Origin of the sequence: Sphingobacterium sp. LZ11T8 (assembly GCF_024261425.1) — a bacterium.
GTDB lineage: Bacteria > Bacteroidota > Bacteroidia > Sphingobacteriales > Sphingobacteriaceae > Sphingobacterium.
The window spans coordinates 95,647-119,708 of the sequence record NZ_JANBZY010000010.1; the positions used below are offsets into that span (position 1 = coordinate 95,647).

The window sequence follows — 24,062 nt, forward strand, 5'->3', positions numbered from 1 at the left end:
TTTCGTTTATAATCCTGCTTTAATGGAAAGGGTAAATTGACGAGGTATTGGCAATGCCATTCCTCCGGATCCATAAAACTCAGGATCTTGGCCATTCAACTTTGGATCTGAGTAAATCAAGAAAAGATTGTTAGCAACTAGATTTAATGAAAGGTTATTGAAGATTGATTTCCCAAAGAATTTTTTTGGAAATTGATAACCTAATGTTACTTGTTTCATTCTGATAAATCCACCATCTGCCACTCGTTGATCGGTATAGTTGTAGGCATTATACACTTGGTCTCCAGGTAATCTAGAAGAGGTCCTTGAAGTCGCGATAGAAGGGGATAAATTTTCATAAGGTGCAAGGAATCTATCCAAGAAATCATAGGACATCGCATCCAATTCGGAGTATTGATTTTTATAGATAGGATTCAGTCTTACTTTGTTTCCTGCACTATAAGTTACTAAGAATGAAAGGTTAAGGTTCTTATAATTGAAATTGTTATAAAAACCACCATTGAATGTTGGATCTACAGGACCTTCATATTTTAAGTAGTTGGTCTGTATACTTTGAAGGAAAACATTGTTGGAGATTTCATTATTTTCATTGACAAATACGGGTGTTCCATTGAATTCGTTCAATTTCTCAAAATCAATAGAAAATAGACCTCGATGTGGATGACCTTCTTTCGCCGCTCCAACAGAATTTACCAAATTCCAGATATTGGGTTCATTTCTTATCGAAGTTATTTTATTGTCATAAAAAGCATTGGTCAATTGGGTTTTCCAGCCCCAATCCTTTCTATCAAATACTGTTGCCTTGAACAATAGCTCTATTCCTCGGGATTTCATATCGGCGTAATTGGCAAATTTTATCGCTTCACCTCCAATTCCTGAAATGCGCATTGGTCCAATTAGATCAAATGCATCCCTTTTATATAAATCTAAGACAATCTGATACCGTCTATTGGCGAATGTTGCGTCAAGTCCAATATTGGTTTCATATTGCTTTTCCCAGGTCAAATCTTGGTTTTCTAAGAAATCGATGTTGATTACTGGTTCTTGTTCATGGATAAATGGGCGGTTGACCGATCCGGAGCGTAACACCAAACTCGCATTGGTGGCAGGTCCCATACTTGCGGTCAAACCATAAGTACCTCTCAAGGTTAAGGTGTTGAAGAAAGTCTGGTTCTTGAAGAAGTTTTCCTGGTCGATGTTCCATGATCCCGAAAGGTTCCAGGTAGGAAGCCATCTTGCTACACGGCTTCTGCCTAATTGATTTGACCCATCATATCGCGCTGTTCCGGTGAATTGATATCGGCTATCGAAAGAGTATGTTCCATTTGCGGCAAAAGCAACAAAGCGGTCAGAAAAGACTTGCATTTTATAGTAAGGTAAATTTCCTTCAACAGTCATTTTGATGATATTAGGGTCAATAAAAGGAACACCGCCTTTATCAAACTGGTATCCATAGCCCGTCATATCTTTAGTCATCCTGTCCAAGAATCTTATCTCTTGGGTGGCAAATGCGGTAAAATAGTGTTTTTGGGATGTTAAGTTCCAATTGAAACTATTTCTTAAATAAAAGCTCTTTAGGATGTTTTCATTGGTAATATAAATACCTCCATAAGGCAAAACAGACATGGGTCTGGCGTCCGGATTTGCAGGGTCTCTATATAAGAACCTGTTTTGGTTTGCAATGATGCTATTTTCAATTCCATCAACTCCATATATTGTTCCTGCACGATAAGCATTTGATAAATTTGAGGTTTCGTTTATTTTATGCTCATTTCCAGTACTTGCATAACGATATGCACCAATGAAATTGTAATTAATGTTTTTAGGAAGTTTATAGTTTAGTTCCCCTTGGACCTTCAGGTCTATCATTTTTAACTCCATGTAATTTTTGTCCAGTTCATTTAATATGTTGAATGGAGCATAATTCATGGTTACATTTTCTCTATTTCCTTGTTCATCGAAAGGAGCAATGACCCTTGAGGTATTCATGGCATAGGAGAAAGGGTTGATGTCGAAATTTCTTGATACAACACCTGTAACGGGGTTGCTATCTTGCCCTAATGTGCCGGGTGCTTTTTGATCTCGGATGGAACCTGTTGTCAACAAGCCAATCGATAGCTTATCTGTGATGTTGTAATTTCCTCGAATGTTTGCGGTGTATCTTCTTACTCCATTTGCTTTTGCCCAACCATTATCCTGTAAAAATGAGGTTGAATAGTAGGTTTGGACCTTATTGTTACCATTGGAAAAACTCACAGAATGTTCCTGTAATAATGAATTGTTGAATAGGGTTTTGAACCAATCCGTGTTTTGATAGATGTATCTCTTCAAAAAGGCTTCACGGCCTTCAGGAGTGTTTTCGATCAGGGGAGTTCCGTCTTCTTTCCAAGTTGATAGTCCCCTTGATAAGTTTCCGAAAATTCCGGAATTCATATTGTTCCTGATCAACGCATAATCTATGGCCCCCTTTCTAGCAATTTCTGAATAGATTGACATTTGATCGTAGGAATTTACAATGTCAAATTGAGAATAGGATGGACGAAGGTAGGTCGTATAATTTCCTAGATAAGACACCGCTTGGGTACCGGCTCTACCTTTTTTGGTTGTAATAATAATTACGCCATTCATTGCCCTTGCTCCATATAGGGAAGTGGCGGCAGCATCTTTAAGGATTTCGAAACTTTCTATATCATCTGGGTTTATTCCGGCAACGGAAGATCCCAATAGGGTATTGGCATCACCTGTAGATAATTGATCGTTAGAAATGTTGACTACATCTTCCAAAATAATCCCATCGATTACCCATAGAGGTTTGTTGTCTCCAGTAATTGAAGTCGCACCCCGTACACGAATTTTTGGTGCAGCTCCAAATGTTCCCGAGACATTCTGAACACTGACACCAGAGACTTGACCTTCCAACATTCTGGAAACATCGGGGACACCAAAGCGTTGTGCGTCTTCGGCTTTTACTTTCGTAGCAGCGCCGGTGAACTTCCGTCTGTCGATGGTCTGATATCCAGTGGCGACCACATCAACAACTTCTAAGGTCTGTTGATCTCTTTGCATATTGATGTTAACTGTTTTTCTACCAGCAATGGAGATTTCCTGCCTTTTGTAGCCTAAGAAACTGATAATGATAACGTCTGTCGGTAAAGCACTGATTTCAAATTTTCCATTTTGATCAGTCGAAGTGCTTTTGTTAGTTCCTTTGATACTAACGGAGGCGGCTGGAAGAGGCTTTCCTTCAGCATCCCTGACCGTACCTTGAATGTTTTCTTGTTGACTTACAAGGGAGTTGAGGATGTTCTGCTTACGGATACTGATAGTAATCTGATTATCAAATATTTGATAAGCTAGTTTTTCTTTAGGTAGGATCAGCTCCAAGACTTGGACAACGGTTCCCTTCTCTATATTTATAGTGATGGGTCCTGTAATTAGATTTATGCGGTCGTTATAGAAAAATTGGTAATCAGTTTGATTAGCAATAGCCTTTAGGACCGTGTTTAATTTTGCCTTTTGGAACTTTACGGATATTAATTGTTCATTAGCCTTTACGATGATGCTATAAAGCATCAGAAGGGTCAATAGAATAATGAACTTTAGGATCTTTACCAGGAATTTAAGGTCAAAACCTTTCTCTTTTCCTAGTTTTTTGTGAACTAAAAAGTACAGCATTTTAAGAAATTGATTAGATGTTTAAAATTGGTTCTTGCTTGTATCGGGATTAGCCACAGGTAGCGTTATATCCCTAAAATAGATGTTATGTGCTCATGATATCAATGTTTAAGTGTTGAAATTAATTGGTTATCTATAATCAGGAAATTGTATTTGGAGGTGTTATTTAAGATGTCTAGGATCTTGGAAAGCTTTACATCTCGATCGATAGTACCGGTGAAAGTTTCATCATTATTTTGGATGGATTGATAGTTTGTATTAATACCATACCAATTCTCAATTTGGAAAAGGATATCCTTGAGATTGTCCTTGCTGAAAATGAATTTATTGTTTTTCCACGCTAATTCTTTCTGTAAATCGGATTCTGATACGATGAGCCTATTCGCGATAAGCTCAACTTTTTGTAAGGGCTTCAATTCCTTGAAATCTGATTTTGATCTTATTTCAATTTTTCCTTCTTCAAGAGAGGCTATTAAACTGTTGTTATAATTATTGACATTAAAGGAAGTCCCTAAAACTTTAATTTCTGCATCGGCTGTTTTGACGATAAAAGGTTGTTTTGGACTGTGCTTGATCTGGAAGTAAGCTTCACCGCTTAAGTTGATCATTCTAATTTGCTGATCGAATCGTGAAGGAAATTTTATGGTTGAGTTGGAATTTAACCAGACCTTGCTGCTATCAGGTAGTACGATCGAATAATATTGGGCTGCAGGGACTTGGATCTCAAGCCATTTTATCTTCTCATTTTTTGTCGGTTGGTTGACTGTAGTTATGATTTTTTGATCTGAATTCAGAATTTCCCCAGAATGTTTCACCTGTAAAGGCTTATCCAACAGGATCTTTTCTCCATTTGATAAGATTAGTTGGGCCCCAACTTTGGCTGGATATTTATCCTTGTAAGCTGAGTCTACTTTTCTTTCATTTTGAGAAAGCTGTATAGTTTCTTCGTTGTTAAGCCAAGAAGAAGAGTATAATAATAAGAAAGAAAGAGCAAACAGTGTTAGAGATGCAGCAATAGACCATATGAATATTTTAGTTTTCTTTTTTCTTTGTCTCTTGTTCCAAGATTTTTCGGCATCGAAAGAATTTAGTAAGTCAAGATCCTCTTTCAATTGAACGGTGTTAACCGCATCTCGGAAAAAGTCTTTGTTTTCCATGTTTTCTTCCAGCCAATTATTCAGTTTCCTGATATCACGGACCGTACAAATACCTTGAATGTATTTGAAAATCAGAATGGCGATTAGTTTCTCCTTTTGGTTCATAATTATAATTAAGAAAACTTAATTACGGAAAAGGATGAAAGCTTATTAAAATAAATTTAATTTGAAGTTAAGAAATTGATAAATATTAAGAAGTATTCTGGGTTAAGATGCTTCTGTAGAAATGCAAGACCTCTTTTTTTGTGGGTTTTGACCGTGTTGATACTGATATTTAATTGGTCTTTAATTTCATTGTTGGTTAATCCTTCAAAAAAGCTTAGTTTGATTACCTGTTGGCACATGTTGGGCAGGGCATTGACAAGTCTATCGATTTCTTGCAATAATTCGGTGTAGATTACGAGGCGGTCTATATCTTGGGGATCTTTTTCATCAAATCCCGTAATTCTCCAATACCTTTGACTTATTTCAGTCCTTCTATGTTCGTTGATCAATTTATTTCTCACGGCAGTATATAGGAAGGATTTAATGGCCGATGGGTTGCTGGATATTTTAGATTTGTTCAATAGGTAAGAAGTGAATGCGTCCTGTGTTAGATCTTCTGCGCGTTCATAATCCCCTGTTAATTTGAATGCATAAAAATTTATGAATTTGTAATATTTGATATACAAATTTTTGTCAGACATATTGACTGGAGTGTTCATTTTTGAATGATAAAGGTATTGTTATAATGGTTTAATATGAATAAATATATGTAATTAAAAATTAAATATATTGCATGATATTGAAAAAGAGTTTTATAGTTTGATGCTTCAGCGCTTAAAGCCTGAAAACAGAAAATTATTCGATTCTTCTAAAATCGAATTGTAAAAATTAAGAAGTGTAATGGGGTTGGTTTTGTAAATGGGGGAGGGGTAAAAAAAATGATGGTGGATTTTAATCCTCTTCTGAATTAAAATCATCACCATCATACAGGAATTCTATCAATATAGAATTCGATTCTTGTGTCAATACTTCGTCTTTTATCATCTTTAATAAATTTTATTATCAAAAATATAAATAGACTTTAATCTGTGTATTAATTCGGTGTTAAGTTTGTGTAATTAACATTGGAAAAGGCTAGACTATAATTTGGTCTGCTTTCCAATATCGATTTATTCTTTATCCTTTCTAATGTAGCCTGACACCAGGTATTGCTGAAATTATTCGTTTCTCTTGATAAGCTGTCATTTTGTAAGTATGTTCCATCGGTTGGGATTCCATACAGGTAAATAAGCCCATTCTGTATATTGCCAATAAGTTTTCCTTCCTTATCAACAGCTATTTTTCCATTACTATAGTTTCCATTGACAATTTCCTGCACATATCCTTTCCTTCGCATCCGTTCGTATAGCTTGTTGTTTTTTAGCTTCAGGTTGCCTTTTGGTATCCGGGCATCGATCAGGAAATTAAATTCTTTTTCTACATAGGAATTCTTTAATAGTAATGCTTCTGGTTGGACTTCGATAACTGGTTCTTCAGAAAACATAAACTTTACATAGCCATCCTTGGCCAAGCAGAACAATTTATCGATACTATCCCTTGGAGGTCCAAAAGCGGTATGGTTAATGAATCCTTGCCAATATTTTTCAAAGGATTCCTGGGATTCCTCGTCAAAACCATTATGGGAGAAGAGCTCGGCAATAAGGTAGAAGCCTTCCCGAATTGCTGCAATTGCAGCAGCCATTGGACTTTTTAGCTCACCTTGTTCTGAAAGCTTCATGCTGTAAATGCTAAGATCGACAATGAACTCATGGTAATTTGTTTCCATCTGCACCTTAGAATAGGTCATCGGATCGATGAGTGCGGAGATAGAAAAAAGTTTGGTCGCATCAAAAGTGTCAATGAATTCCAGGATTTCTGCTGAAGTCAGCTCTTGGGTCGCATGTGTATAGGTGTAGAAGGCCAATTGTGCTTCAAGGTTATAGGTAGGCAGTATATCCCTTTCAAAATTTAGGGGTTCATTTCTACTTTTCAACAAATTGAGCCAGTCCTCATTCATTATTTTTAGTTCATATTTATTTCCATTCCAGAATGCATTTCGCGGTAGCATAGGGAGGTTTCTTCTTGAAAAAGGATAGATAATAGGTTCATATCCAGATGGAAGATAGCGGTATTCATGGTCCTGTTTATAAAATATTCCTCCTCGGCCTTCAGTAAGGTGTAGGACAGCATCCATAAAGGTCAAGCCTATTCCTTTGATGGCAACATCGACCTGTGCTGGAATCTCATCCAATAGCTCCACAGGGTAAGTTTGCGGAAGATAGAGGATGTTTTCATTGCAATCAGATGCTAAAAGATCTTCTTCCTCCATATTGGAATAACTATGGCCAGTACAAAAAATCGCTGATTCGTATTGGAAGGGCAAAGTCATTTTCGAACTTGTCAGTTGTACTCTGTCCATGTGTATATCCATGTCCAAGATATTGCTGTTGACCAGGTTGACTTCAATCTGATTGGGTTTATGGCTTAAGGTCTTGTGCAAAGCATCCATTAAGTAGAGCCCCATCAGCTCCCTAGAACAGAAGTCAGAAGGGTTAGGGCTGCTTTCTGCAGATTTGTTTTGATGGATCCAATCAATAAGTTTTAATCTGTTTGGAATATAATGTGACGATTCCGGCTCTTCCCAACAGCTTATTTCTGCTATGCAATCATTCATGATGAGATAGGAAGGCAGGGTAGGTTGGAAGTGAGGTCCAGAGGCAAATTCTCGGTTGTGATTAAACCAATGAATGTTGATGGGTTTATGGATGTTTTGGTCTATAGCTTTAGAAATAAAACGGTCTAGAGCATAAAAACCTTTGGGACCACCTCCAATAATAGCAATGTAAATTGCGTCTGATTTTTCGGCAGGCAATTCCTCGTCATTCACAATTTGGCTGTAAATGTGTTTAGGCACCTTACTCAGGTGTGGGTCTAGATATGCAGAATTCCAAATCATAATCTAATTTTTTATTAATCATTGGAGCTCAATTAAATTCACTAATAGATATAAAGCGTTTTAGTGCAATGCAAATCTTGCTATGATTGGATAATCATAGCCTAACAGTTTAGATTCACTTGTTTAGAAATTCACTTTTTTTGCTTCAATCAATGTTTTAACCCTTTGGATAAATTCATACCCCTCCAAGGACATCTAACTGATATCTCCAAAATTGTTAATTACTAAATCACATTAATAATATTTGTACCTTATTAAGCTAGACAAGCGTTAATGTGCCACTTGTTTCGCAATCTTTTTAACAAAGATTTAGTTTTGTGTGATGTAGTAAATATAACAGTAAATAACCATAAACGTTTTAGAGAAATGTGTTTTTTGAGTTTATTTTATTAATATTTTTTATCAATACCCTAATGTTAGGGTATAAAAAAAGGGATTTACGTTAAATCCCCTTTTATTTATTGCCTGAATGTGTTGAAATTGCTTATTCTTTGTTAATTAAATCGAAAGTATCCTTAATCAATTCAAAAGATTTCAATCTTTTTTGGTCATCATATATATAATTAGTGGTCATGATCTCTTGTGCATTTACCTCCTCAATCAATTCTTTAAGTGTCCTGGCCAATTGTTCAGGGTTGCCTGTATAGGTACTGGAAGTCATGGATTGGACTGCTTGCTCGATTTCAGGTATTCCGTGGAAAATGGGTTTTTCCGTTGGTGCTGATAAAGGCATCCTCCGGTTGGTCACTATTCCTGCAAAAAGGTTCTGCAAGCTGCTGGATAAAAATATGGCCTCTTCATTGGTCTCTGCTGCCACTATATTTACACAAACCATAAAATAAGGCTCCTGCAATTGTTCGGATGGTTTGAAGTTCATTCTATAGATATCGGCCGCAGCCTTTAACATATTTGGGGCGAAGTGTGCCGCAAATGCATAGGGTAAACCTAATTCCGCAGCAAGAAAGGCACTGTCCGTGCTGGACCCCAGAATCCAGATAGGGATTTCTAAACCTTCTCCAGGGAATGCGCGAACCTTGGAGCTGTGGTTGTCGGAACTGAAATAGCGTTGGAGGGACTGCACATCATCCTTGAAGTAAAATGCCGTATTTAAATTATTCCTCCTAAGTGCCATTGCGGTCACCTGATCGGTGCCGGGAGCTCGCCCAAGACCAAGATCAATTCGGTTGGGATAAATAGATTCTAAAGTTCCAAATTGTTCCGCAATCACCAAAGGGGAGTGGTTAGGGAGCATAATCCCTCCGGAACCAACCCTGATGTTTTGCGTTTGGCTCGCAATATGGCCGATCAAAACTGAAGTGGCCGAACTGGCAATAAATTCCATATTATGGTGTTCGGCGAGCCAGATCCTGGTATAACCTAGTTTGTCAATATGTTTGGCGCCTTCTGAAGCTCTTTCTATCGCTTCAGTGGCTGTATTATTCTTTCTTAAAGTGGCTAATTCCAGTAGAGAATATTGGATGTTCTTCATAAGGTAAATATACGTCTCAAATTACATTGAAATGGTAATCTTAATGTATGGAATTATTTAAGCTTTGTCACGATTCCTAAAATTTATAGAGAAGCAATGATGGTAGTCTAGTATTAACATAGGGTTTGAGGGATTTTTTATTTGAGTAAGTTCAAATTTTACCTTTCATTTTTAATCAAAATTGGAATAATTTTTAACATATATTGTCAATTTATTAAAGGATATTGTCATTTCATTTTAGCAAGGTAGAATTATCGCTACATTTTCATTTCAATTAAAATAATAAATACCTTAAAATCCCTTAAAAATCGCTAAAAACGTTGAAAAATGCATTTAAACTGTTTAAAGGCACATTATAGAAAAGGCTAGTATTTGCTGTATAAAATTGCTAAATTAATTATATCTATATTTTTCATTTTATTTAATTGAAAATAAGGTAGTTACAATTGTGTAAATTTTACAATATGCTAAATTTACTTTTTTTATTGCTAAAAATATATATAGCTTTGTTCGCAAAATAAATCCTATATATGACAAATTTAATCAGTAGTCAATTGGAGTCACTTGGGATCCGTCCTTCAAGTCCAATTTATTTTCAACTTCCAGTACCAGAACTGGTGGAAAGAGCGATTAAAAATAATGAAGCTTCCTTAACAGAAACAGGAGCATTGAGTTTCAAAACTGGCATTTTTACAGGGCGCTCGCCAGAGTCTAGATTTATCGTAAAAGACTCCGATACAGCAGAGCACGTAAATTGGGGAAAAGTGAACAAACCCATGAGCATCGAGCTGTTTGACCTGTTGCTGGCTAGAGTAACTGAATATCTTTCATTAAATCCCATTTATGTAAGATCGATACAAGCTTGTAATCATAAAGATTATTCCCAAAATGTACTTACGGTTACCCAAAGCCCTTGTCAGGATATTTTTGTGAACAATATGTTTATCAATGTAGATGTTGAAACGCAAGGACCAATCGATTGGACAGTCTTAGCAGCTTCAAATTTAAAAGTTGATGATTACCAGGCCTTGGGCTTGCCAACTTCACACTGTGTGGTTTTGGATCTAACCCGTAAAGTGGTTATCATCATCGGAACGGCATATACAGGAGAGATTAAGAAGGGGATTTTCTCTGCACTGAATTATTACTTGCCTTTAAAGCATAACGTGTTAACAATGCACTGTTCTGCAAATGTCGGTAAGAAAAACGACACTGCTTTATTCTTTGGCCTATCTGGGACGGGTAAAACAACGTTATCATCTGATCATGGTCGTTTATTGATCGGAGATGATGAGCATGGTTGGACGGAAAATGAGGTGTTTAACTTCGAAGGAGGTTGCTATGCGAAGGCCATTGGTTTGACGCAGCAACATGAACCACAAATCTTTAATGCTATCAAATTTGGTGCATTATTGGAGAACGTGAATTTTAAACCTGGAACTCGTGAAGCAGATTATGACGATAGCAGCATCACAGAAAACATGCGCGCTTCATACCCAATCGAATTTTTGGAAAATGTAAATCCTAGAGGATATGGTGCTTCACCAAAGCATATCTTCTTTTTGAGTGCGGATGCATTTGGAGTACTTCCTCCGATCTCCAAGCTTACTGCTGAACAGGCCATGTATTATTTTATCAATGGATATACAGCTAAAGTAGCAGGAACAGAAATGGGAGTAAAGACGCCTACGGCTACTTTCTCTGCTTGTTTTGGTGCTGCATTTATGCCATTGCATCCTATGCACTACGCGGAAATGTTAAGGAAGAAACTAGAAGAAAATCCGGATATCCAAGTTTGGTTGGTCAATACGGGTTGGGTAGCTGGTCCTTACGGCGTAGGAAGAAGGATACAGTTAAAATATACCCGTCAATTAATCCGTACCGCTATGGAGGGCCATATTGGCGAAGCAGGATATGAAAAACATCCGATTTTTAACCTTCAGATGCCAAGGGAATGTCCTGAAATCCCAACTAATCTATTAAATCCTAAACGCGTTTGGGACAATCCAGAAGCTTATGAGGAGTTAGCGGAAAAATTAAAGGGAATGTTTGATGAAAACTATGCTCAATTTATCCCGAAACCAGTTGAAAAGGTATTGAGTTAATAAAAAGAGAAATGGGAATTCAAACATTAGAGCAATTTATTTCTGAGCAACAAACTCAATTTCCTCAAGCAAAAGGAGAATTGACACGATTGCTACAAGGGATTTCTTTGGCCGCTAAAATTGTTCATAGGGAAGTAAATAAAGCTGGCTTGGCTGACATCCTAGGGAAGCAAGGTAATACCAATGCCCAAGGTGAGGAGCAACAAAAACTAGATGTATTTGCTGATCATTACTTTATGGATGCATTGGAACGAGTTGGCGAATGCTGCTATCTAGCTTCTGAAGAACATGAAGACGGAATAGATCTGACAAAACGAAATAAATATGCTGTAGGTAAGTATATGGTTTATTTTGATCCTTTGGATGGCTCTTCCAATATTGATGCAAATGTGTCAGTAGGTACTATTTTCTCCATCTATAAAAGAGTAAGCTCTGGAGAAGAGATCGAGAACATTGATTTTGCGCAGATCGGTAGAAAACAAGTTGCCGCAGGTTATGTGATCTATGGTTCTTCAACCATGCTTGTTTATACTACTGGAAAGGGAGTGAATGGCTTTACCTTGGATCCATCTATTGGAGAATTCTGTCTTTCCCATCCAGGTTTAAGGATTCCTGAAAATGGGAAGACCTATTCTGTAAATGAAAGCAATTACAACCAGTTTTCCCTAGCGATAAAACAATACCTGCAATTCTGCAAAGAAATCGATAAAGATACCAACCGACCATATTCTTCTCGATATATTGGTTCCTTAGTGGCCGATTTTCATAGGAATATGATTCAAGGAGGTCTGTTCTTATATCCGGATACCTATCAGTATCCGAATGGGAAACTTCGGTTGATGTATGAATGTAATCCATTGGCATTTATTGCTGAACAAGCTGGTGGTAAAGCTACAACCGGTGAGATGCCAATCTTGGACATTGAACCTGTCGAATTGCATCAAAGGACTCCGTTGATCATCGGAAGTAAGAACATGGTTGAAAAGGTAGAACAATTTATTGCAGAATATTCAAGTGTAGAACCGTCTTTTGTATAGGGTATTATTTAAGTAATTGAAAATAATTATGTTTGCAGAAAAATCTAATTATGAAAATACTATTTGCTGTACTGTGTCTGTTCTGCTTTCAGCTTTCCTATGCCCAAGATAGATTACCTCTGTTTTTAAAAGGTCATTGGGAAATACAGGGAAGCAATAGCGAAGAACATTGGGATGTTCTTTCTGACAAGAGCATGAAAGGCTTTGGTTACAAAATTGATGGTGCTATTCCTCAGGTTTCTGAATACCTGGATATCCAATTGAAAAAAGGTAAAGTGGTCTTGATGGCTACGGTAGTGGGTCAGAATAAGGGATTGCCAATTGAATTTACTGCCGAAGGAAAACCATCTGATAAGGAGATCAAGTTTGTGAATCATAAGCATGATTTCCCGCAAGAAATTACCTATAGCAAGGCTTCAGACTCTACAGGGAATTTGATTGTAAAAATCGTTGGTCAAGGAAAGGAACATACGCAAATCTTTCTTCCTAAGAAGGTTTCAGGTGCAAAGCAGGATACTGTCTATGATGAAGCTTTAGCACAGAAGTTAGGTTCAGATGAATACGGTATGAAATCCTACTTTTATGTGGTTTTGAAGACTGGAGAAAATAAAGATCAGGACAAAGATTTGATCAATACGGCTTTCAAAGGCCATATGGATAATATCAACAGGTTGGTTAAGGAAGAGAAGCTGATCGTTGCTGGTCCTTTTGGGAAGAATTCGGATCAATATAGGGGTCTATTTATTCTAAACAATATAAAGACAGAAGAGGAAGCGAAAGCAATTCTGGAAACTGATCCAGCTATAAAAGCGGGGTACCTGGCTTATTCTATTTATACCTGGTATGGTTCAGCGGCACTTCCAATGTATCTTCCATATTCAGAGAAAATTACCAAATCCAAATTCTAATATAGTTAAAACAGATTCGGCCAGTCATTGCTCTGCAAGACTGGCCGAGTTTTTTATTTAAATATTGTGATTTATTTAACTCCCATTTCTTGGATGATGAATTGGGCATTGTCAACCTTATCTGCTATCCATAACACATAACGGATATCGACACCGATCGAACGACTGTAGCTCTCGTTCCAAGCGAAATCATTGATAGTAGCATCATAAGCTCTATCGAAGTTCACTCCGATCAATTCGCCGTAAGCATTCATGATAGGAGATCCTGAGTTTCCGCCCGTAGTGTCCATGTTATATAGGATGTTAACAGGTACATCATTCAAATCCTTTTTAAAGTAGTTTCCGAAGTTCTTGTCCAGCCAATTGGTCTTGATTGCTTCAGGATAGGTGAATTCATTTAAACCTGAGTTACCCTTTTCAATGATTCCTTTTACGGTAGTGAAGGGTTCCATGTAGGTGGCATCTGCAGGACTATAGCCCTTTATGTTTCCAAATGTCAACCTTAAAGTTGAATTCGCATCAGGGATAAAGCTTTTTGATTGGAACTTTTCTTTTACGGCAATATAATCCGCCATTAACTTGTTCAAATTACCTTCTCTTCTTTTTTGTTCCGCATAGAATGGCTGCATTTCCGTTTCCAGTTCTTTTTGAAACTTCATTAAATCATCTGAATACTTTAAGAAAGAATTTACATCCTTTAGGACCGTGTTCTCAAAATACTCTTGATTAGACAGTTTGGAATCTTCGATGGCCTTGCTGATATAATCAGAAGCAGCCTGTTCGTTACTGAATTTGTGAGCTGCAACAAATGGAAGGGCATTGCCATCTTTTAATTGGTAAGCTTGAGCAAACATGCTGCTTGCAATACTTTTATCTACATTTAGATTGAAGCTTTCATAAAGGCCAGCTAACTGTTTCTTGAAATTATCAATATTGGCCTTGTACAATTCTTCCTTACGTTTACTTGATAGTTCTTTGTTAATAGCATCTTGAAAGCTATTGGTCAAGGAAGCAAATTGTAAGGATCGAATTCCAGAATAGATGTTGTTATACCATAATTCTTTTTCTGCATTTTGGAAAACCAATCCGTAGTGTTGGCCTATATCTTTCATCAAAGAACCATATTGAGCTTTTAACGCGGCATCATTCTCAATGAATTTTGCCAATTCCTCATCCTCCTTGATCTTGGTGTTGACAAGGTCGATGTTTCTCAAGCCTTTCAATTTACCTCTGTAATTCTTCATTACATTTGCATTCCTCTTGATCCTTGTTGCAAGTGCCAATTCAGTAGCTTTATCATCTTTTCCTGCAAGTAGCATCTGCTGATTTTGGAAATCATAAAGTTCTGAGGTGTAAGGCAATAAATATTGCTGCTGATATTCAATATACTGGGCAGGTCTATGACGGAAAGTACGACCAGGGTAGCCAAGGATAAAAACGAAATCATTTTCATTTACACCTTTAGGATTTACCTTTAAATGTTTCTTTGGTTTATAAGGGACATTATCTTTAGAATATTTCGCAGAAGAACCATCCTTGGCAACATAGGCTCTCAAGAAAGAGAAGTCACCTGTATGTCTAGGCCATACCCAGTTGTCCGTCTCACCACCGAACTCTCCAATGTTCTGTCTAGGGATATAAACCAATCGCACATCTTCTATGGTTTTATATTTGAACAATACATAGCTCTTGCCAATGAACATCTCAGAAACTTCAGCCTTGATGGTTGGATCTTGGGCTTCAGCTTCTTTTGCAATTTCTTTTCTTTTGTTGGTAATGATATCGATACGCTGGCTAGGGTCAGTGACATTTGCAACAGCTTCCAAAATTCTCTGGGATACATCTTCATAAGAGTCCGTAATCCGGATATTCAGTCCCTTGGCTTCGATTTCTTGCTCATGCGAATTCGCGACGAATCCATTTTCTAAATAATTGTGTTCGGGTGTGGAGGCTAATTGAACGGCACTGAAAGCACAGTGATGGTTGGTGATGATCAATCCATTCGGAGAGACAAATGAGCCAGAACAACCACTAACCTGTACCAAGGCATCGACTAGGCCTATCTGTCCGGGATTATAGATCTCCTTTTCGCTAATTTTTAATCCTGCTTTTTTCAGACCGGCTTTGCCCAGTTCGCTCAAAGGGAACATCCCTTCATCAGGAATGGCATTCGGAATGATGACCGTTCCGGTGGTTAAGAAAGCAGCAATTATCCCTGCTTTGATAAAGTTTAACATAACTATAGATTTTGTTTCATCCCAAAAATACTAAATGTTAATTGGCAAAACAGATTTATTGCTGTAATACCTGGGGTATTATTTAACTATTCGATAAATGGTTCCTATATTTGCAGAAAATAGGGAATTTTATTCACGCTAATTTAATAATAGGAACCTTAGCCTTTATAAATAGCAAACATTAATCTTTAGCTATCTAAAAGGGGAAATGACCAACGAATGAGACAAAAATTTCTAAAGAAACTAGAGGCTTTAAATAGGTGGAGAATGCAGAAGATTTCGAACAGAAATTTTCTAATCGTTCTAGCCTTTGTGGTGGGTATTGTAGGTGGGTTGGCAGCTGCTCTCTTGAAAGGATTAACTCATTTTATCGCGGCCAAACTACAGGATGATCTTGAATGGCATTTCAAATATTCCCTTTATTTGATATTTCCGCTGATCGGTATTTTCCTGAGTGTGCTATATGTCCGCAAGTTCATAAAGGGAAAAAAGCTTGAGCACGGAATCACACCAATCATTTACGCCATTTCCCGACGGTCCAGTCGAATCGATCTACATAATATTTATTCCCAAATTGTTACCAGTGCCATTACGGTTGGCTTTGGAGGGTCTTCAGGTTTGGAGGCACCGATTGCCTATTCCGGTTCCGCCATTGGTTCCAATATTGGACGGTTCTTCGGATTGAGCTATAAGGAAGTTACGATGCTTTTGGCATGTGGAGCTGCAGCAGGGATATCCGGAGCATTTAATAGTCCCGTTGCTGGGATGGTATTTGCCATTGAAATCCTATTGCCCGAGTTCTCAATCCCCGTCTTTATTCCATTGTTGATTTCCTCTGCCTTAGCTGCGGTTATCTCAAGGATCTTATACAGCGAACCTTTGTTCCATACTGCTGCAACAGATTGGGAGGTGAGCTCGATATTCTTTTACATTCTATTAGCCGTTTTGGTCGGCCTCTATACCATCTATTTCTCCAAGATCAGCCAAGTAGTAAAGAATTGGTTTTCGAAAATCAAGAATCCATATAATAAGGTATGGGTCAGTGGGATTTCCTTGGGAGTCATGATCTTCGTATTCCCCGCCTTATATGGAGAGGGCTATCTGACCATACAGCAGATCCTTGATGGGCACTTTAACTCGATTGTCAAGAATTCCCTGTTTTCAGATTATCGAGACATGGCCTGGGTAGTTGTTTGTTATACAGTTTTGGTTCTATTTGGTAAATCCTTTGCATCACTATTTACAATCAATGGGGGAGGAAACGGAGGTATCTTTGGACCTAGTTTGGTCATGGGTGGATTGATAGGCTTTGCCTTCGCCTATGGCATGAACCAAACTGGCTTTGTGCAACTCAATGTTCCTAATTTCGTGATGGCTGGTATGGCCGCCGCACTTGCAGGAATTATGCATGCGCCGTTGACAGGAATTTTTCTTATTGCCGAAATCACCGGCGGATATACTTTGATGGTACCCTTGATGTTGGTTGCTTCGATTTCTTACTTAATCAATCGAGGGGTGATGAAGCACTCTGTCTATACCAAAGTATTGGCAGAATCCGGAGATCTTCTTTCTTACAAAGATAAAGACCGTACTGTTCTCAGTATGATGAAACTGAGGTATGTGCTTGAAACCAATTTTGTTGTTTTGAGACCGGATCAGACCCCATTGGACCGTCAATCGGATATTTTACATTCCAAACGGAATATATTCCCAATCGTTGACGAAAAAGGAAAACTTCTAGGGATCCTATATAGTGAGCGATTATTTTCCATTCTATTAGGTGAAGAAGAGGGAAGAGATAAAACTTTTGCCACTTTAGCTCAAAAGCCTAATGATATCATTATTGAAACGGAGAATATGGAGCATGTGATGACGAAGATGAATAAAGAGGATGTTTGGATCCTTCCAGTGGTCAATAAGGATGAACAATACCTAGGTTTTATATCAAAGTCTTCTGTTTTCAATAAATATCGCGGGCTTTTAATTAGACAAGGCCAATATTTGGAGTAATCCTATCGATTTGACCAAAATATGTTGCTTTGTTTACCATCTGTAGCAATAATATTCCCTCTAAATTTCGTTGAAATCATACAAAGGATTGCCTTTGACTGCTGATTTTCCAATTGGTTTAATTGAAAAAAATAAAGAAATCCCTTTTTTATTTTTTTCAAATGCATGGTTTTAGCCTTTGAAAACCAACGATTTATAGCTTAAATGTCTTAGAATTAACAAAATATTAACTAAAGTATAATCTGTTAACAAATGTTAAACGGTACAATAATTGTTAAATGATACGTTAATAAGATGGAAGTGTAATAAAAATATTACGAATACAAAGTACAAAATCGGAAAATTACTGTGAAGAAAACAAAGTTATCAATTTTAAAAGCAACATTATTATTAATAGGAACAGTAGGCATCATGTCCAGTTGTTCTGAAAGTAAATCCAAAGAAAAAGAAGATACCGCAAAACCCATGGCATTACCAGTTTATACCGTCGATAAATCAGACGCTGTAACGGTAAAAGATTACCTAGGTACCATAGAAGGTAAGGTAAATGTTGAAGTACGTCCTCAAGTAGAGGGTTTGCTGCAGGAAATCTATGTAGATGAAGGTGCTTATGTTCAAAAAGGGCAGAAGCTATTCAAAATAGATCCATCTTTCTATCAAGAGGATTTAAATAATATGTATGCTGCAGAGAAAGTGGCGCAAGCCAAATTAAAGAATGCGAAGTTAGAAGTTGACCGTTTGAAACCATTGGTAGAGAACGATGTCATTGCAGATGTTAGGTTAGCATCAGCGGAATCTGACTATCAAGTCGCAAAAGCAGGACTGGATCAAGCTGCTGCAGAAGTTCGCTCGGCACAGTTAAGTAGAAATTTTACAACGATCACCGCGCCAGTGAGTGGTTATATAGGTCGTATTCCTAAGCGTATCGGGAACTTGATTACCAAAGGTGACAAAGAACCTTTGACTAATCTATCGGATATCCAAGAGGTTTATATCTATTTCGCAATGAACGAATCAGACTTCTTGTACTTCTCAAAGGCACAGGCTAAAGCTGATAGTGTCGAAGGTCGTAAATACGATAAATTGAAACGCCTGACTTTCCCAGAGGTTACCCTGATGATGGCCGATGGCGAAGAATACTCCTCCAAAGGTGTTGTAGATGCGGTTAATGGACAAGTTGATAGAACCACAGGTTCCATCTCATTGAGAGCGACTTTCCCTAATCCTAACAATATCTTGCGTTCAGGGAGTACGGGAACATTAAAAATTGCCGAAGTCAAGAAAGATGTATTGCAGATTCCGCAGATTGCGACCAATGAATTGCAGGACAAAACCTTTGTGTTTGTAGTTGACAAAAACAACCAGGCACAACGTCGTAACATCAAATTGAACGGTTCTACCAAGGATAAGTATATCGTATCTGAAGGCCTGCAAGAAGGTGACCGCGTAATTTTAAGTGGATTCGAAGAGCTGACTGATGGCTCTGTGATCATGCCTATACCTCAACAAAAATAATTGTCAAATTAATTTTGCTTATTCTGACCTTTCCATTGCGCATGCAGGAAGGGCTTAGGATAGCTAAACCCTAATATTGCTATATGCTTAAAACATTCGTAAGTCGTCCCGTTTTAGCTACTGTTGTATCTATTATCTTGGTTATTTTGGGATTGGTTGGGATGAAGTTACTTCCAGTAACGCGTTTCCCTGAAATCGCTCCGCCAAGTGTGGTTGTTTCCTTGAGTTATCCCGGTGCAACTGCTGAAACTGTAGCCAGCTCCGTTCTATTGCCAATTGAAGAAGCGATCAACGGGGTAGAAAACATGACTTATATCAGGTCAACTGCCTCCAACTCAGGATCTGGTTAGGTAACCGTATATTTTAAAACCGGTACCAACCCTGATGTGGCTTCAGTAAACGTTCAAACGAGGATCTCAAAAGCTATATCTTCCATTCCAGCGGAAGTAAACGAAGCTGGTATCACCACGATGCCACGGCAAAGTGGGGTTATCATGACCATCAATATCTTCTCTAACCAGAAAGATTCGGTCTATGATGAAACATTCCTACAGGCATTTGCCCAGATTAACTTAATGCGCCCATTGCTTCGTGTTGATGGGGTGGCCCAGGTTTCCAGGTTAGGAGCAAGGGATTACGCCATGCGTGTTTGGTTAAATCCCGAGAAATTAGCCCTGTACAATCTGGTGCCGAAAGATATATCGGATGCCATCAAGGATCAAAACTTTGAGATTGCACCTGGTAAATTTGGTGAAACATCAGATGAGGCCTTTGAAACCGTTATTAAACACAAAGGACGATTTAGTCAACCGGAAGAATTCCAGAATATTGTCATCAAAACCAATAATGATGGTTCCGTTCTATACCTGAAAGATGTTGCCCGGGTCGAGTTTGGTGCTACCAACTTAAACTCTGATAACAAGGTTGACGGGAAACCAGGTTTGACGCTTAACTTAACTCAGACCAGTGGTTCCAATGCCCATGATATTGATGTTGAGGTGCGCAAGGTATTAGAGGAACAAAGGAAATACTTCCCGAAAGGAATTGACTATGACATCACCTATTCCGTGCGTGACCAGATTGACCAATCCATCGATCAGGTAAAACATACCCTTTTCGAGGCGTTTATCTTGGTATTTATCATCGTATTTATCTTCTTGCAAGATTTCAGATCTACCTTGATACCTGCCATTGCGATTCCTGTATCCCTCATCGGTACCTTCTTTTTCTTGCAGCTCTTTGGCTTCTCGCTGAATGTACTGACGATGTTTGCACTCGTCCTCGCCATTGGTATTGTGGTCGATGATGCCATTGTCGTCGTCGAGGCCATCCACCATAAGATGCATGCCACGGGACAAAAACCGCGACAGGCGACTTTATCGACCATGTCGGAGATTACTGGAGCCATCCTTTCCATTACGATGGTTATGGCGGCAGTATTCTTACCTGTAGGGTTTATGGAGGGACCGGCCGGTATATTCTATCGACAGTTTGCCTATACCTTGGCTACGGCCATTTTGATTTCCGCCTTGAACGCTTTGACCTTAAGCCCTGCATTATGTGCATTGCTTCTTAAGGCACCTCAAGATGAAAAGGAAATCGGTAAGAAGAAAAATAAATTCAATACTTATAAAGACAGGTTCTTTACGGCCTTTAATACCTCATTCGATAGGTTCACTGATAAATATATCATTGGCGTTAAGAAGTTGATCAAAAATCAAAAGGTAGCATGGGCTGGTTTAGCTGTAATTACGGCTATCGGAGCATTCTTGATGATGAAATCACCAAAGTCGTTTATCCCGACTGAGGATGATGGATTCGTGACCTTTAATATTGCCATGCCTGCTGGTGCTTCCTTGGCCAGAACGACAGAAGTTCTCAAGAAAGCTGATAGTATCTTGAGGAGGCATAAAGATATCGAAGGAATGACTTCCGTATCAGGTTATAATGCCCTGGATGCGAGTTCCAGTCCCGCATTTGCTGCTGGCTATATTACTTTAGTTCCGCATGCTGATCGTAAGTATATCAAGAATATCCAAGACTTTATGGATACGGTCAGGAATGATCTTTCCCAACTTCATGAAGCTAAATTTACGGTATTCCCAAGACCAACCGTTCAAGGTTTTGGTGACTTCGCCGGTATCGAGCTGGTTCTACAGGATAGGTTAGGAGGTGATATCCGAGATTTCAACGTCTTGGCTGATACCTTTATCAATCAACTGAATGAATTACCGGAGATAGGAAATGCCTATACCAGTTTTAAATCAACCTTCCCGCAATATGAAGTCAATATTGATGTAGTTAAGGCTAAATCATTGGGTGTTAGTATCAATAGTTTGATGTCGACCATCCGTTTATACTTCGCAAGGGTACAGGCCTCAGATTTTAGCCGATTTGGTAGACAGTACCGTGTGTATGTACAGTCAGATTTTGATTTCCGTACCGATCCGGAATCCTTTAGTTCTATTTTCGTAAGGAATACTGAAGGAAAAATGGTGCCTATCAATACCATAGTCACATTGAAAAAGATCGTTGGACCTGAAACCATTACGCGTTATAACTTGTACAATGCGATCGTTGTCAATGCTGAGCCAGCTAAGGGCTACAGTACAGGTGATGCCATGGAGGCCATTGAGAAATTCTCTCAAGATAAGTTGCCGGGAAATATCGGTTATGAATGGACCGGTATGAGTTTAGAAGAAAGTCAGTCCGGCTCACAGACCATCCTCATCTTTGCATTGAGTATCCTGTTTGTGTACTTTTTATTGGCTGCGCAATATGAAAGCTATATCCTCCCTTGGGCGGTATTGCTATCCATTCCAGTAGGTCTGATCGGAGTTTATGCAACGATTGGTCTGGCAGGACTTCAAAATAATATCTATGTGCAAGTCGGTTTGATCATGTTGATTGGTTTGCTGGCGAAAAATGCCATCCTTATCGTCGAGTTTGCCGTGCAGGAAAGAGACAAGGGAATGAGTATAGTGGATGCCGCTATCAATGGTGCAAGGTTAAGGTTAAGACCTATCCTAATGACCAGTTTGGCATTCGTAGCAGGTTTGATCCCATTGATGTGGACTGTTGGTCCATCAGCTATCGGTAACCATTCCATCAGTTTCAGTGCCGCCGGCGGTATGTTGTTCGGAGTAACCTTTGGTATTTTCATTATCCCAGTGCTATTTGTTGTTTTCAAATCCCTGGACGAAAAGGTTCGTAATAAAATTAAAACGGAAGAAGAAGAATAGATCATCAATGAATAAGAAAATAATATTTAGAGTTTTAATCGGTTGTCTTTGTGCTGCATTCTTTATGGTGCAGGGCTGTAAGGTAGGGCAGAAATACCAGCAACCCGATTTAAACATGCCTGAAAAATTTAGGGGCGATACCCTGGCATATTTTGGTGATACTTCGAGTATCAGCGAGATCTCTTGGAAAGAATTTTTCCATGATCCTACCCTAAAAGATTTGATTGATTCTGCATTGACCAATAACTATGATATGCAAACAGCATTGAAAAATATTGAGATTGCTAACAAATGGATGCGCCAGAACAGGTTTAATTATCTCCCAGAAGTGGATGCAACCATTGCCGGGGTCAATAAACAGTACAGATCCAAGCACTTTGGTTCTGGTCCATCAACCAGATGGTATGAGTTCAATGGTAAAAAAGCTCCTGAGAACATGTTTACTTATACTTCCCAATTTGGTACAGAAATAGGCTTCAGTTGGGAGATTGATATCTGGGGCAAGATCAGCAATGCCAAAGACCAATTGGTTGCAGAATACCTGAATACACAGGAGGCGAAGAATGCCATCCAGACCAATTTGATCGCTAGTGTTGCCAAAGGCTATTTTAACTTATTGATGTTAGACGCCAAAATCGAAGTTGCTAAGCGAAATGTGCAACTGAACGATAGCACCCTTCAGATGATCAAATTGCAATATGATGCAGGTGAAATTACAGCATTAGCTATCCAACAAACCGAGTCCCAGCGATTGATCGCTGCCTCCTTGGTGCCTGAATTGGAGAAAGAAATCGTCCTTCAGGAAAATGCATTGAGGATTTTGATTGGTGAGATGCCAGATTCTGTATCTAGAGGGACCAGTTTTGAGCACTTATTTGCTGAAAACAAAGATATTTCTTTAGGCTCTCCGCTTGAGATCATCCGGAATAGACCTGATGTGAGGGGCGCGGAGTTAGGTTTGATTGCCGCTAATGCCAATGCAAATATCCAACAAGCCATGCGTTATCCAAGCTTATCTCTTGAAGGGGTATTTGGAGTCAACTCTAGTTTGCCAAAGAACTGGTTTTCCATTCCAGGTTCCCTATTAGGTGGAATTGGAGGTAGTTTGACTGCTCCAATCTTTAAGAACAGAAAATTAAAGACCGAGTGGGAAGTTGCAAAAATTGAAAGAGACAAGGCTGAAATAGATTTCCAAAAAACGGTATTAGAAGCTGTTTCTGAGGTTTCAGATGCCGTAGTGACCGTAGAGAAATTAAGAGAACAATTAGAATTTGCAAGATTAAGAGTCGAGAACTCTGAAAAAGCAGTAAAAAATGCAGGATTGTTGTTCAAAGGTGGTTATGCTACCTACTTGGAGGTGATCACTGCACAAGGTAATGCACTTGATTCAGATTTGGCTTTGGTTGAATTGCGTCAAGAACACCTGGAATCCTATGTTGACCTTTATAGGTCCTTAGGCGGTGGCTGGAGATAAAACCACCTATTAAACAAGCTTCACAGTATCATTATGATACATTTCCATCGTTCTTAGCTTTCCGATTAAAAGCAAAGAACACCAAAAAAATGGGTTGGGTTTCGATGAGATTCCCACCCATTTGCTTTTTAACCGAAAAATTAATTCCTTACCGATTTTCAACACTCCAATTCAGCTCAATAACCTAAATTCTACCTGCTAAATAGTATATTTGAATACCGACCAGCAATTTA

At 38.5% G+C, this 24,062-nt stretch carries 12 protein-coding genes and 1 pseudogene; 7 read left to right on the forward strand and 6 right to left on the reverse strand.

Annotated features, from left to right (window positions below; translation table 11 throughout):
- Positions 1 to 6: 6 nt before the first annotated feature.
- From NLF99_RS18410 to NLF99_RS18430, 5 genes are all read right to left on the reverse strand, one after another.
- Entirely contained in the window at positions 7 to 3,675 is a 3,669-nt protein-coding gene (locus NLF99_RS18410) for a SusC/RagA family TonB-linked outer membrane protein (protein WP_254530011.1), read from the reverse strand.
- A 101-nt stretch (positions 3,676 to 3,776) separates the two neighbouring features.
- Positions 3,777 to 4,937 (reverse strand): FecR family protein, encoded by a 1,161-nt coding sequence (locus tag NLF99_RS18415; RefSeq protein ID WP_254530013.1) that lies wholly within the window; start codon positions 4,935 to 4,937, stop codon positions 3,777 to 3,779.
- A gap of 56 nt (positions 4,938 to 4,993) precedes the next feature.
- On the reverse strand, positions 4,994 to 5,518 hold the full coding sequence (locus NLF99_RS18420; protein WP_185217878.1) for an RNA polymerase sigma factor: 525 nt from the start codon (positions 5,516 to 5,518) through the stop codon (positions 4,994 to 4,996).
- Positions 5,519 to 5,910: 392 nt separating this feature from the next.
- Positions 5,911 to 7,812 (reverse strand): FAD/NAD(P)-binding protein, encoded by a 1,902-nt coding sequence (locus NLF99_RS18425; RefSeq protein WP_185211921.1) that lies wholly within the window; start codon positions 7,810 to 7,812, stop codon positions 5,911 to 5,913.
- Between the two features lie 484 nt (positions 7,813 to 8,296).
- A complete protein-coding gene (locus NLF99_RS18430) occupies positions 8,297 to 9,301 on the reverse strand; it encodes an LLM class flavin-dependent oxidoreductase (protein WP_254530015.1) in 1,005 nt (334 codons plus the stop codon).
- Between the two features lie 530 nt (positions 9,302 to 9,831).
- Between NLF99_RS18430 and pckA the strand changes: the two genes are divergently transcribed.
- Genes pckA through NLF99_RS18445 form a run of 3 tightly spaced genes read left to right on the forward strand, consistent with a single transcriptional unit; the run spans position 9,832 to position 13,351 of the window.
- On the forward strand, positions 9,832 to 11,406 hold the full coding sequence (gene pckA, locus NLF99_RS18435; RefSeq protein WP_254530017.1) for a phosphoenolpyruvate carboxykinase (ATP): 1,575 nt from the start codon (positions 9,832 to 9,834) through the stop codon (positions 11,404 to 11,406).
- Between the two features lie 11 nt (positions 11,407 to 11,417).
- Complete coding sequence (gene fbp, locus NLF99_RS18440; RefSeq protein ID WP_214648477.1) at positions 11,418 to 12,443, forward strand: class 1 fructose-bisphosphatase; 1,026 nt, start codon at positions 11,418 to 11,420, stop codon at positions 12,441 to 12,443.
- Between the two features lie 50 nt (positions 12,444 to 12,493).
- A complete protein-coding gene (locus NLF99_RS18445; RefSeq protein WP_254530019.1) occupies positions 12,494 to 13,351 on the forward strand; it encodes a DUF6265 family protein in 858 nt (285 codons plus the stop codon).
- A gap of 71 nt (positions 13,352 to 13,422) precedes the next feature.
- Here the strand turns inward: NLF99_RS18445 and NLF99_RS18450 are convergent, their stop codons facing one another.
- Positions 13,423 to 15,588, reverse strand: a complete 2,166-nt coding sequence (locus NLF99_RS18450) for a S46 family peptidase (RefSeq protein WP_254530021.1) — start codon at positions 15,586 to 15,588, stop codon at positions 13,423 to 13,425.
- A 267-nt stretch (positions 15,589 to 15,855) separates the two neighbouring features.
- Between NLF99_RS18450 and NLF99_RS18455 the strand changes: the two genes are divergently transcribed.
- The 4 genes and pseudogenes from NLF99_RS18455 to NLF99_RS18470 all read left to right on the forward strand — a co-directional run bounded on the left by NLF99_RS18455 (position 15,856) and on the right by NLF99_RS18470 (position 23,829).
- Complete coding sequence (locus NLF99_RS18455) at positions 15,856 to 17,598, forward strand: chloride channel protein (protein WP_254530023.1); 1,743 nt, start codon at positions 15,856 to 15,858, stop codon at positions 17,596 to 17,598.
- A 348-nt stretch (positions 17,599 to 17,946) separates the two neighbouring features.
- Positions 17,947 to 19,113, forward strand: coding sequence for an efflux RND transporter periplasmic adaptor subunit (locus tag NLF99_RS18460; protein ID WP_254530025.1), 1,167 nt, complete (start codon positions 17,947 to 17,949; stop codon positions 19,111 to 19,113).
- 83 nt (positions 19,114 to 19,196) lie between these two features.
- Positions 19,197 to 22,355 (forward strand): annotated as a pseudogene (locus NLF99_RS18465) (efflux RND transporter permease subunit).
- A gap of 7 nt (positions 22,356 to 22,362) precedes the next feature.
- Positions 22,363 to 23,829: an efflux transporter outer membrane subunit gene (locus tag NLF99_RS18470; protein ID WP_254530027.1), complete on the forward strand. Its 1,467-nt coding sequence runs from the start codon at positions 22,363 to 22,365 to the stop codon at positions 23,827 to 23,829.
- The last annotated feature ends 233 nt before the right edge of the window (positions 23,830 to 24,062 follow it).